This window comes from Campylobacter sp. MIT 12-5580, from assembly GCF_005406235.1.
Classification (GTDB): Bacteria; Campylobacterota; Campylobacteria; order Campylobacterales; family Campylobacteraceae; genus Campylobacter_D.
Genome location: NZ_NXLK01000004.1, coordinates 188,599 through 200,569, shown reverse-complemented (window position 1 = coordinate 200,569; position 11,971 = coordinate 188,599). Strand labels below are relative to the sequence as shown.

Here is an 11,971-nt window from a genome sequence, read left to right as displayed (position 1 = left end):
ATTTTATCATATTTTTCTTGATTTATTATTTTAAAAAAAGAATTTTTAAATTCTTCATCATTTATAAAGCTTTCTAAGATAAGTAAAGAAAATTCTTTAAAAGGGCTCGTTTAGTAAATTTAAGTTTTAAAAAGTGAAATTTTTCCTACTTAAAATTGCATTTATTAAGATATAATGAGAATTTTATTTTAAGTTTGATTGATAAAAACAAGGATGGATTATGAAACAAATGCCTTTTTTAAAGATTTATGGGGTAATACCTTTTTTGCTTGTGGGTTTTATCAATGCTTTTGTGGATTTAGGACATAAGATCATCATTCAAAATACTATCTACAAAGTCTATACAGGCGATACACAACTTTTTTTAACGGCTATAGTCAATGCCTTAATGCTCCTTCCTTTCATCATGTTTTTATCGCCGTCTGGCTTTTTGGCGGATAAATTTCCAAAAAATTTGGTAATGAAAATTTCAGCTTTTGCTTCTGTGATTTTAACTCTTATCATTTGCGTGGCGTATTTTATAGGGGCTTTTTATTTTGCTTTTGCAATGACTTTTTTAATGGCGGTGCAATCAGCGCTTTACTCGCCTTCAAAATACGGCTTTATTAAAGAGCTTGTCGGTAAAGACTTACTTACTCTTGGTAATGCTGCTATAGCTGCGATTAGCATAGTAGCAATTTTAGCTGGTATGAGCGTATTTTCTTTGAGTTTTGAGCTGTTTTATCAAGTGGGAACAACTGAGCCTGAGCAGGTTTTAAAAGATGTTGCACCTTTAGGTTTTGTGCTGGTTTTGTTTGCTTGTTTTGAGCTTTTTATGGCGTTTCGTTTGCCACATTTAAAAGAAGGCGATACAAAGGCTAAATTTGATACAAAAGCTTATGTTAGAGGCAAGCTTTTAGCACAAAATTTAGGTTTGGTGTTTAAAGATCAAGTGATTTGGCTGTGTATCTTTGGAGTGGCTTTGTTTTGGTCTATTTCTCAGCTTTATTTAGTAGCTTTTCCAAACTATACAAAAAGTTATTTAGGCGTTGAAAATACCTTTTTTGTGCAAGCGAGTATGGCTTGCTCTGGACTTGGTGTGATTGTAGGCTCTTTAATCGCTGGACGTTTTTCAAAAAACTATATCGAACTTGGCTTTATACCCCTTGGTGCTTTAGGTGTTTTTCTCACTACGCTTTTAGTGCCTTTTTTTGAGAATTTGTTTATTTATGCGTGTATCTTTTTTGTATTTGGGTTGTGTGGGGCGTTTTTTACCATACCTTTAACCTCGCTTATTCAGTTTCGTGCAAAAGAGCATGATCTTGGTAAAATCCTAGCTGGCAAAAACTTCATCGAAAATATAGCTATGCTTGCTTTTCTTGTGCTTGCTACAGCTTGTGCCCTGCTAAGTGTGAGGGCTGAAAATCTTTTTTATTTTAATATCGTCGTTACTTTTTTTGGGGCGTGCTATGTTGTCTTGCTTTTGCCTTTTTCTTTAGTGAGAATTTTAGTCTCCTTGGCATTTTTTCAACGCTATCGTTTGCTTGTTGAGGGCTTTGATAATGTGCCTGAAAAAGGCGGTGCTTTGCTTTTGGGAAATCATATTTCTTTTATTGATTGGGCTGTGGTGCAAATGGCTGTGCCTCGCAAGGTATATTTTGTCATGGAAAAAAGCATTTATGCGAAGTGGTATATGCGAATTTTTCTTGATCGCTTTGGTGTGATACCTGTTTCTTCAGCAGCAAGTAAAGGAGCGATGGAGCAGGTTGCAAAACATATCAAAGAAGGGCATTTGGTTTGTATTTTTCCTGAGGGTGTGCTTTCAAGACATGGACATTTGAATGAATTTAAGGCTGGGTTTGAGGTAATTTGCTCTCAGCTTAAAGAAAATGACGGCATTATCTTGCCTTTTTATATCAAAGGGCTTTGGGGCAGCTCGTTTTCAAGAAGCGATGAGGGCTTTTCAGCAAGACATAGAAGCTTTGCAAAGCGAAATATAGCCATAGCCTTTGGTAAGCCTATGAGCCTTCATTCAAACAAAGAAGAAGTTAAAGCTAAAGTCTTTGATCTTTCTTTCATCGCTTGGCAATCACAATGCGATAATATGCAAACCATAGCTAGGGCTTTTATCGACAATGCAAAGAAAAATCTTTCAAGAGTAGCTATAGTCGATCCTTTAAGTGGAAGTATGACATATCGTCGTTTTTTAGCTCTTGCTTTAATGCTCTCGCTTAAGATTAAGCAAAACTCAAAGCTTTTTAAGATTGTGCCAAAACAAGGTGAGTTTGCACCAAAAGAAGAATGTGTAGGCATAATCTTGCCTGCAAGTTTGGCTAGCTCTTTGTGTAATTTTGCTGTGCTTATCGCTTCAAAGGTGGTTGTAAATTTAAATTTTACAGCTGGAGTTAAGGCTTTAAATTTAGCTGTAGAAAATGCTGGTATAAAGCAAATTTACACTTCTAAAAAATTCCTTGAAAAGCTTGAGAGTAAAGGCGTAACTTTAAGCTTTGATGAGAGTGTGAAAATCATCTTTATGGAAGATATTATCGCTGAGTTTAAGGCTAAAAAGGTGCAAATTCTAAGCTTTTTAGTTCTTGTAAGCCTTACTCCTAGTGCTTGGATCAAATCAGCCTTTGCTCATCAAAACAATAACAAATTTATCGCAGCCATACTCTTTAGCAGTGGAAGTGAAGGCACTCCAAAAGGTGTAATGCTTAATCACCGCAATATCATGAGTAATATTGCTCAAATTTCAGATGTGCTTTGCACTAAAGATGATGATGTTATACTCTCATCTTTACCACCATTTCACGCTTTTGGGCTAACGGTTACGACATTTTTGCCATTTTTGGACTCTATCTTAAGCGTAAGCTTTCCTGATCCAACTGATGCGGTTGGTGTGGCTAAGGCTGTAGCGAAAAATAATGTAAGCATAATGTGTGGGACTTCAACCTTTCTTGGAATTTATGCACGCAATAAAAAGCTTGATGCTTTAATGTTTGAGAATTTGCGTATAGTTGTAAGTGGGGCTGAAAAGCTTAAAAGCGAGGTAAGAACGGCTTTTGAGATGAAATTTAAGAAAAATATCTATGAAGGGTATGGAGCGACTGAAACCACGCCGGTTGCAAGTGTAAATTTGCCAAATAAATTTGATCCAGAGTATTGGGTTTTGCACCGCGCTTCTAAGGAAGGAAGTGTGGGTATGCCACTGCCTGGAACTGCCATAAGGATAGTTGATCCAAATACACTTCAAAGCCTTAAAGCAAATGAAGATGGTCTTATCTTAGTAGGTGGGCATCAGGTTATGGTTGGCTATCTTAATGATAAGGCAAAGACTGATGAAGTGGTGCTTGAGCTTGATGGAATTCGCTGGTACAAAACAGGCGATAAGGGGCATTTAGATGAAGATGGCTTTTTATATATCGTAGATCGGTATTCTCGTTTTGCTAAGATAGGTGGAGAGATGATCTCACTTGGTGCGCTTGAAGAAGAACTAGCCAAAATCATTACAAATGAAGAAATTCGCTTTGTGGCTGTGGCTTTAGAAGATGAGAAAAAGGGCGAAAGTGTGGTGCTTTTGCTTGAGTGTAAGCAAGATGAACTTGAGGGTATAAGCGAGCAGATTAAGGGCTCGAATTTACCGGCTATTTTTAAGCCAAGTAAGATACTAAGAGTTGAAAAAATTCCGCTTCTTGGCTCCGGTAAAGTTGATCTAAAGGGTGCTAAAGAGTTAGCTAAAGAAAAATTATCTTAATATATGTTTAAACATATATTCAAGCATAAAATCAGCTCCATTGCTATACTCTTGTGCCTTAAGCTTGCTTGAGATAAGCTCAAGCTTTAGGTTGAGTATGGATTGTAAAAGCAGGGCTTCATTTTGTGCTTGCTCTTGGGTAAAAATTTGACACAAGTTTTGATCAAATAAAAATTTCGCGTTAAAATACTGATGATTTTTACTTGCGCTTGGATAAGGTATGAAAAGTGTAGGCAAGGCATTTGCACTAAGTTCAAAAAGTGTGCTTGCCCCAGCTCTTGATATGGCTAAATCCGCTTCTTTCATTTTTTGTTCTAAATTTGGCTTGAAAGCAAAAACTTCCGCATTTATCCCCAGCTCCTTATAGGCATTTTGGCATTTTTCAAACTCAAGCTTTCCTGCTTGGTGAATGATTTGTATGCCCATTTCATTAAGCTTTGGGGCAAGCTTTAAAGCAAGGGTGTTGATAAAACTAGCACCTTGAGAACCGCCTAGAAAAATGATGGTTTTTAATTCTTTTCTTATCCTTGCTTGTTCAAAAAAACAACGCTTGATAGGATAAGGACAGAAAATAGGCTCAAAAGCACTAAAAAAGGCTTTTGAAAAGGGTTTTAAAAGCTTATTTAAACTCCCACTTTTTGAGTTTTGTTCGTGTATAAAAAGGGGCGTTTTGCTTAAAATAGCCCCAAAAGAAGCCGGCGCTGCTGAATACCCACCTACGCTAAAAACGGCTTTTACATCTTCATTGCGTATGATTTCTTTGCATTGTAAAGCAAGTTTAAGAGTATGCGTAAGGCTTTTAACTTTGCCTAAGCCTTTTTGATTAACCACGCCTTTGCTACTTAAAAAATGCTTTTGCGTAAAACCAGCTTCATTTTCAAACCAAGCTTTATCTTGCCCACTTTCACTGCCTATATAAATACATTCTAAGCCCTTTTTTAAAGCGCTTTCAAGCAAGCAAGCCACTATATTTAAATGTCCGCCTGTGCCTCCTCCTGTAAGGATTATTTTCATAACTTCACCTTTTTTGAGATCATTAAAACATAGCCCAAGCCTATACAAATACTCCACATAGAACTTCCCCCATAGCTTAAAAGAGGCACAGCCACACCTTTAAGTGGGGTTAAAGAAATAATACCAAAGGCATTCATAAAAAAGCTAAATAGCAAGAGCAAAGCCACACCAGAACAAAAGATAAAATGCACCTTATTTTCACAACGTCCAGCTATACGAAAAATTCGCAAGATTAGCAGTAAATACAGCACACAAACCACGCCCAAGCCAAAAAGCCCAACTTCTTCAGTGATACCTGAAAGCACAAAGTCTGTATGCACCTCGCTTAAAAAGCCAAGTTTAAATATCCCAAGCCCCAAACCCTCGCCAAAAAAGCCTCCGTGTGCTATGGCATTTAAGGAGTGTGAAATTTGGTAAGGTTCTGAGTTTGAGCTAACTTTTAAAGCATTTGCAATCCATTCTGGGAAAAAAGGCAAAAAAGCATCTTGGATATTGCCCCACCAATTCATAATGCGTTCAATCCGCCTTTGATTGCTAAAGATTACCAAAAAACCAATGAGTGTAACGATAACAAGCCCAAAAGCAAAAAGTCTTTTGCTTGCTCCAGCAAAAAAGGCAAGCGCAAGGATTAAGAAAAAAGAAATCACGCTTTGTCCAAGATCATTTTGAGTAAGATAAATATAGCCTATAACGATTAAAGCCACGATAACATAGGGTAAAAGTATGAGTATTTCGTGTTTTATCGCCTTTTTACTCTCATCAATCCTTCTTGTATAAGACCATGCTAAAAAATAAATCAAACCTATCTTAAAAAATTCAACCGGTGAAATAGAAACTGCCCCAAGTCTTATCCAACGTTTTGCTCCACCGCTTGCAGTAGCTAAAGAATTAGGCAAAAAAGGCAGGATAATAATAGCTAGGAAAGATATGAGTAATAAAGCAATCATTATGCGGTGAAAATAAACTCCGTCTGGATCAAGCTTTGAGATAAAAAACATAATCAAAATTCCACTTACCCCAAAGGCAAGCTGACGAATGAAAAAATGAAATTCATCATAGTTAAAATATAGCACTACAAAAGCACTTAAAGAATAAGAAAAGACTATGCCTATAGTGATTAAGATACAAGAGAGGTAAAATAGTTGTTTATCTGCAAGCACACTTTTCCTTTTTTTTGTTACAAAAAGCCTTATTGTATAAAAATTTGGCTTAAAGCCTTGTTAGAATTTATAAATTTTAAGGTTTTGTTCTTATAAATTTTTAAAAGTCTTTTTGAGAAAAATTTCAAACAAAATTAAAGATTTTTGCTTATAATTGTAAAAGAAAATCTTTTTGTAAGGGCAAGTGATGATTCATAAAATTTTAATCGCCAATCGTGGAGAAATAGCCGTTAGGATTATCAGAGCGTGTAGGGATTTACACATTAAAAATGTAGCTATTTTTACAGAGCCAGATAGAGAATGTTTGCATGTAAAAATCGCTGATGAAGCTTATAGGATAGGAACTGATGCGATTAGGGGCTATTTGGACGGAAAGAGGATAGTTGAGATCGCTAAGGCGTGCGGTGCTGATGCTATACATCCAGGATATGGTTTTTTGAGTGAAAATTATGAATTTGCTAAAGAGTGCGAGGACGCTGGGATTATCTTCATAGGACCAAAATCAGACATTATTCGCAAAATGGGAAATAAAAATATCGCAAGGTATTTGATGAGTAGAAACGGAATTCCTGTAGTTCCGGGCACTGAAAAGCTCAATAATAACACCTTAGAAGAGATTAAAAACTATGCTGAAAGGATAGGCTATCCTGTGATCTTAAAGGCAAGTGGAGGTGGCGGAGGACGCGGAATTCGTGTCGTACGTAAGGAAGAAGAGCTTGAAAATGCCTTTGAATCTTGCAAAAGAGAGGCTTTGAGCTTTTTTAATAACGATGAAGTTTTTATGGAAAAATACATAGAAAATCCACGTCACATAGAATTTCAAATTCTAGGCGATAATTATGGCAATATCATTCATCTTTGCGAAAGAGATTGTTCTATACAACGTCGTCATCAAAAGGTTATAGAAATCGCTCCATGTCCTAGTATTAGTGAAAATTTACGCAAAACTATAGGCGTAACAGCCGTAGCAGCAGCTAAAGCAGTAGGCTATACAAATGCTGGAACCATAGAGTTTTTGCTTGATGATTATAACCGCTTTTATTTTATGGAGATGAATACAAGAATACAAGTTGAACACCCTATCACTGAAGAAGTAACCGGCGTTGATCTTGTAGTAAGACAGATTAAGATCGCTTCTGGGGCGATTTTAGACTTACAGCAAAGTGATATACACCCAAGAGGCTATGCTATAGAAGTAAGAATCACAGCTGAAAATGTATGGAAAAACTTTGTGCCAAATCCGGGTAAAATCAGCGAATACTTCCCAGCCTTAGGACCGGGCGTGCGTGTGGATAGCCATATTTACAAAGGCTATAGCGTGCCTCCTTTTTATGATAGTTTGCTTGCAAAGCTTATCGTTAAAGCCACAAGTTATGATCAAGTCGTTAATAAACTCGAAAGAGCCTTGAAAGAATTTATCATCGATGATGTGCGAACGACTATACCTTTTTTAATCGCTATTACAAAAATCAAAGAATTTAGAAGAGGGTATTTTGATACTTCCTTTATAGAAACACATATGCAAGAGCTTTTAGAAAAGACAGAAGATCGCCATCAAGAAAACAAAGAAGAAGTTATAGCTGCCATTGCTGCAACTTTGAAAAAGATCAGAGAAAGTAGGTAAAATGGACTTTACTGAAAGTTTAAAAAACATAAAAGCTCAGATGATTAAAGAGGGCAAAGAAAATCACACTCAAGCAAAAGACTTAAAGCCCGAAAAAAAAGATCAGCAAAAAACGCAAAAAGAATTTGAAAGTGTGGCTGAAAAAGAAGAAAGATTGGCTGCTGAGTTTTTGGAATTTATTCAAAATGAGGATATAAAAAGAATTCGATGAGGCAAATTGGCTTTTGCACCTTAGAAGATGAGTGTCCTTATCTTGAGAGTAAGCGTTGCAAGATGGAGTATAAGTTCATCGAGAATTGTTCTAAAGAGCTTAATTTTGAGCTTGTAAATAGAGGTTGGAGACGTTTTGGAGCGTATTTTTCTCGCCCTATTTGTTCAGCTTGCAATGAATGCTTAGGCTTAAGGATTAAAGCAAGTGAATTTAGATTTTCTAAAAGCTACAGAAGAGTGATTAACAAAAACACCCACACTCAAATTTATCTTAAAAAGCCTCAGCTTAGTAACGAGCATTTGTATTTGTATGAAAAATATCATCGTTTTATGGGCGAAAAAAGATCGTGGAAAGTCTATAATCTTTCTTTTAGACAATACTATAATCTTTATGTTGATGAGGCGAATGATTATGGCTTTGAGCTTGATTTTTATGTGGATAAAAAGCTAGTTTGTGTTGATCTTATCGATATCTTTGAGGGTGGAATTTCAAGCATTTATTGTTTTTATGATCCAGAATACGCGCATTTGAGTTTGGGTAAGTTTTCACTTTTAACAGAGATTAAGCTCGCACAAAATAGGGGGCTTGAGTATATTTATCTAGGATATTTTGTCAAAGGGTGTCAATCTTTGTCGTATAAAGCCGATTATAGTCCAAGTGAAATTCTAAAACAAACAAGCCCACTTGCACAAGAGGCTTTTTTATGGGAGGATTATAATGCAAATCGTTCAAAGTCTAGGTTCAATTAGCGTTCATACCGATGATATAAGCGTTTTTCATTATTTTAAAAATCTAATTAAAAAAAATTTTTCAAAGGTTTTAGGTAAAAAGGATAAGATTTTTTCTTTTTTTCAAGAAGATGAAATTCCTCAGCGAAAATACTTTTTAAAGCTACTTGAAAAGCGTTATAAAGAAAGTGTAAATGGTGATCTTGCAAATTTAAGTGAGGCATATCATAAAACCTTTAAGCTTAATTTTAAGCAAGAAAATACACTCAAGCCGGTGATTTTTGTAAAGATTGAGTTTATGCCAGCTGGTTTTGCTTTAAAATTAAGTTCAAATGAAAAGCTTTTTATCTCTTATATAAAGCAGTATTTTAAAGATCATGAATGTGAATACAAAGAAGAAAGTCAGCTTTTAATCATCTCTTATAAAGATAAAAACACGCTTGCTTTGTTTGAAGAGTTTGCAAGCACAAATGAGCATTTAAAATACTGCATTGACTTTGATGTCAATGAGGAAGAGTATGAAAATTTCAAACACAAGGTGCAAAAAAAAGAAGACAATAAATGGAAATTCAACGCTCTTGCAAAGCTTTTTAGCTCATATTTTCAAGTGCTTGAATGCTCTCCAGAAAACGATTTAAATCAAATCAGACAAAAATATCTTGTGCTTGTAAAGCTTTATCATCCAGATTTTTATCATGGCAAGAGTATGAGTGAGATCGCACAAGCAAGAGTTCAGTTTGAGAAAATTCAAATCGCTTATGACAATCTTAAAGCCCTTTACAAAAATAATGCCTAAAGGGCTTTAAATTCCTATAAATTCGAAGTTTTAATAAGACTTTAGCTCATTTTTTACACATATACACAAAAAAGCTTAAAAAAATATAAATAAATTTCTTAAATTTTTTAAACTTAAAGCTCTATTTTTCAATGCTTTAAAGATAAAATCACATTGTGAAATAGCTGTGAATAAAATCAAAAAAATAACAAGCTTAAATTGTGAAATAATTATAAATAAAAATTAAACAAATGAGCTTTAAAGCTAGAAAAGCCATATAATAAAGCCTTTTAGCTTTCATTGTAATTTTTTATTCATTTAGCTGTATTTTATGTTACAATGTGGCGATTTTAATTCTTAGGAAATAAAGTGAAAATAGTGTGCTTTTTATGTGCTTTTATATTGTGTGTAAGCGCTGATAGGAGTTTAAGTCTCATTATGGCAGGTGATGCCTTGCTTCATTCACGCGTGTATAAAGACGCTGCTTTTAAGGATAAAAACTCAAGCACAGGCTTAAGTTATGATTTTTCAAAAACTTTGGCTCATCTAAAGCCCATCATAACAGAGTATGATCTTGCATTTTATAACCAAGAAAGCATACTTGCAGGCAAAGAATTTGGCTTAAGCTCTTATCCAAATTTTAACGCACCGCAAGAATTTGGCACACAAATGCTACAGCTTGGATTTAATCTTGTAAGTCTTGCAAACAATCATACTTTAGACAGAGGAGAAGCAGCTGTGCTCGCTTCTTTGAAATTTTGGCAGGCGCAAAAAGAAGTTTTAAGTGCTGGAAGCTCTTTTTCTTTTGAGGATCAAAAACGTTTAAGGATTAAAGAGATAAATGGCATTAAAGTAGGGCTTTTAGCTTATACTTACGGCGTAAATGGGCATTTTTTACCTCAAGAAAAGGCGTATTTGGTTGATATTTTTGATAAACAACGAGCCAAAGAAGATATTAGGCGTTTGAAAAAGGAGGCTGATCTTATCCTTGTTTCAATGCATTGGGGTGTGGAATATGCCTTTGAGCCAAATGAGGAGCAAAAAGAATTAGCCTCATTTTTAGCCAAACAGGGCGTGCATATTATCATAGGAAATCATTCGCATTTCATTTCGCCTATCGAGTTTGTAGATGATACTTTAGTGATTTATTCACTTGGTAATTTTATCTCATCACAAATCGGCTTAAATCGCCGTGTAGGCTCGCTTGTAGGTGTAAAGCTTAGCCTTGATAAAAAGGGTAGGGTAGTGTTTGAAGATATTGGCTTTGAGCTTATTTTTACTTACTATGATGAAAATTTTAAAAATTTTAAGCTGTATCCATTTTCGCTTTTAGATGACTCTGTGCTTGCAAACCATAAGCAAATTAGACTTGAATTTGAAAAAATTATTCAAAGCAAGGACAAGAACATTAAAGCAGGCTTGCCAAAGTTTTAATTACTGCTTCGGTAGCGGAATTGCCCTTTTCTAAACACCATAGGAAAGCCTCCTAAAGAAAAAAGCCAGCGATTTTCTATGGTATTTTTCATAAAAGCTGCAAATTCTCCAGATACATTTTTACCATATACAATGCCAACGCCATCGGTATGCCCTATAGAACACACTGTGCCCCTATGCTTGAAAGAAAAACTTTCTGTGAAGCTTTTGCCTTTGAGTTTTTGGCTCAGCATACGAGCTACAAAGTCTCCCATTTGTGCTGAAAGCTGGGCTGTTGGTGCGTGAATGGCGTCTTTTGTTGTAGGACAAGCGCTATCTCCTACAACAAAAATTTCAGGATAATCAAAACAACGAAGTTGCCTGTCAACTTCTATCCTGCCTTTTCTATTTGGTATGCTTGATTTTTCTATGATATCGCTTCCCTTTACTCCAGCTCCCCAAAGAATGGTATTTGCTTTGATAAATTCATCTTTGCCATTTCTTTCTATGATAACGCCATTTTTGCAAACTTCTTTGACGTTGCCTTTTGTGATGAGTTTTACACCCATATCTTCAAGCTTTTTGACAGCTTTTTGACTCAGTTTTGTATCAAAAACAGGTAAAATTCGATCACTCCTTCCTATGCAAGTGATTTTAGGTATTTTTTTATCAATACCACAGATAAGACATAGTTCCTCGATCTGTGAAGCAAGTTCAGCTGCAAATTCAATGCTTGTAAAACCCGTTCCACAAACAACAACGCTAAGATCATCAGGGTTTTTGCTATGTATGTAATCTTTGAATTTATGTTCTATGTGCTGGGAAAGCTTTAAGGCTCTATTGAGCGAGGATAGCTTAAAGCTGTGTTCTTTCACACCTTTTATGCCAAAGCTATCTGGTTTAAAACCAAGCGCGATGACTAAAACATCATAATCATATCTGCCCCCATTTCCATACACACAACGTTCATTTGGGCTAAGATTGATGATCTTATCTTTGATAAAACGCACTTTTTTTGGATCTAAAAGTTTGCGGTAGTAAATTCTTGCTTTTCGTGGCGAGAGCGTGCCTATGGCAACTTTGTGTAAAAGTGTGGTTTGGTAGTGATAGTCGTGCTTGCTGATTAAAGTGATCTCAGGTTTATTGTTTGATGAAAAAGAAACGAGTTTTTGAAGCCCAAGTGCAACTTTTAAGCCTCCATAGCCTCCTCCTATGATAAGAATTTTTGGGTTTTGAGGGAGCTTGAGTTCTTCTAAATCTTTAAGTTGGCAGCTTGTGGTTTTTTGCATTCATTTTCCTTTGTGTTGAGTGTA

At 35.6% G+C, this 11,971-nt stretch carries 9 protein-coding genes; 6 read left to right on the top strand and 3 right to left on the bottom strand.

From position 1 onward, the window contains the following. Positions 1–220: 220 nt before the first annotated feature. Positions 221–3,733, top strand: coding sequence for an acyl-[ACP]--phospholipid O-acyltransferase (locus tag CQA38_RS05985; RefSeq protein WP_137633087.1), 3,513 nt, complete (start codon positions 221–223; stop codon positions 3,731–3,733). On the opposite strand, the gene CQA38_RS05980 is transcribed toward CQA38_RS05985, so the two are convergent. Both CQA38_RS05980 and ftsW read right to left on the bottom strand, forming a co-directional pair. Beyond that, positions 3,725–4,747, bottom strand: coding sequence for a UDP-N-acetylglucosamine--N-acetylmuramyl-(pentapeptide) pyrophosphoryl-undecaprenol N-acetylglucosamine transferase (locus tag CQA38_RS05980; RefSeq protein ID WP_137633086.1), 1,023 nt, complete (start codon positions 4,745–4,747; stop codon positions 3,725–3,727). The two genes, CQA38_RS05985 and CQA38_RS05980, sit on opposite strands and share 9 nt — an antisense overlap. Next, a complete protein-coding gene (ftsW, locus tag CQA38_RS05975) occupies positions 4,744–5,907 on the bottom strand; it encodes a putative lipid II flippase FtsW (protein ID WP_137633085.1) in 1,164 nt (387 codons plus the stop codon). Before ftsW ends, CQA38_RS05980 begins: the two co-directional genes overlap by 4 nt. A gap of 187 nt (positions 5,908–6,094) precedes the next feature. Here ftsW and CQA38_RS05970 point away from each other — a divergent pair, with 187 nt between their 5' ends. From CQA38_RS05970 to CQA38_RS05950, 5 genes are all read left to right on the top strand, one after another. Next, positions 6,095–7,531 carry an acetyl-CoA carboxylase subunit A gene (locus tag CQA38_RS05970; protein WP_137633084.1) on the top strand — a complete coding sequence of 479 codons (1,437 nt, stop codon included), beginning with the start codon at positions 6,095–6,097 and terminating at the stop codon, positions 7,529–7,531. 1 nt (position 7,532) lies between these two features. After that, the gene (locus tag CQA38_RS05965; RefSeq protein ID WP_137633083.1) at positions 7,533–7,742 is read left to right on the top strand and encodes a hypothetical protein; all 210 of its coding nucleotides are present in this window, start codon (positions 7,533–7,535) and stop codon (positions 7,740–7,742) included. Then, entirely contained in the window at positions 7,739–8,491 is a 753-nt protein-coding gene (locus tag CQA38_RS05960) for an arginyltransferase (RefSeq protein WP_137633082.1), read from the top strand. The genes CQA38_RS05965 and CQA38_RS05960 overlap by 4 nt, the downstream gene beginning before the upstream one ends. Beyond that, the gene (locus tag CQA38_RS05955; RefSeq protein ID WP_137633081.1) at positions 8,460–9,266 is read left to right on the top strand and encodes an adenylosuccinate lyase; all 807 of its coding nucleotides are present in this window, start codon (positions 8,460–8,462) and stop codon (positions 9,264–9,266) included. Before CQA38_RS05960 ends, CQA38_RS05955 begins: the two co-directional genes overlap by 32 nt. Before the next feature lie 348 nt (positions 9,267–9,614). Continuing rightward, entirely contained in the window at positions 9,615–10,679 is a 1,065-nt protein-coding gene (locus tag CQA38_RS05950; protein WP_249355207.1) for a CapA family protein, read from the top strand. Here the strand turns inward: CQA38_RS05950 and CQA38_RS05945 are convergent. Continuing rightward, positions 10,676–11,947, bottom strand: a complete 1,272-nt coding sequence (locus tag CQA38_RS05945; protein ID WP_137633080.1) for an NAD(P)/FAD-dependent oxidoreductase — start codon at positions 11,945–11,947, stop codon at positions 10,676–10,678. The genes CQA38_RS05950 and CQA38_RS05945 overlap by 4 nt on opposite strands. Between the last annotated feature and the right edge of the window lie 24 nt (positions 11,948–11,971).

Bases quoted from the DNA above. Each gene is read 5' to 3' on its own strand.
- CQA38_RS05985 (WP_137633087.1), top strand. From the start codon at position 221: ATGAAACAAATGCCTTTTTTAAAGATTTATGGGGTAATACCTTTTTTG.
- CQA38_RS05980 (WP_137633086.1), bottom strand. From the start codon at position 4,747: ATGAAAATAATCCTTACAGGAGGAGGCACAGGCGGACATTTAAATATA.
- CQA38_RS05970 (WP_137633084.1), top strand. From the start codon at position 6,095: ATGATTCATAAAATTTTAATCGCCAATCGTGGAGAAATAGCCGTTAGG.
- CQA38_RS05965 (WP_137633083.1), top strand. From the start codon at position 7,533: ATGGACTTTACTGAAAGTTTAAAAAACATAAAAGCTCAGATGATTAAA.
- CQA38_RS05960 (WP_137633082.1), top strand. From the start codon at position 7,739: ATGAGGCAAATTGGCTTTTGCACCTTAGAAGATGAGTGTCCTTATCTT.
- CQA38_RS05955 (WP_137633081.1), top strand. From the start codon at position 8,460: ATGCAAATCGTTCAAAGTCTAGGTTCAATTAGCGTTCATACCGATGAT.
- CQA38_RS05945 (WP_137633080.1), bottom strand. From the start codon at position 11,947: ATGCAAAAAACCACAAGCTGCCAACTTAAAGATTTAGAAGAACTCAAG.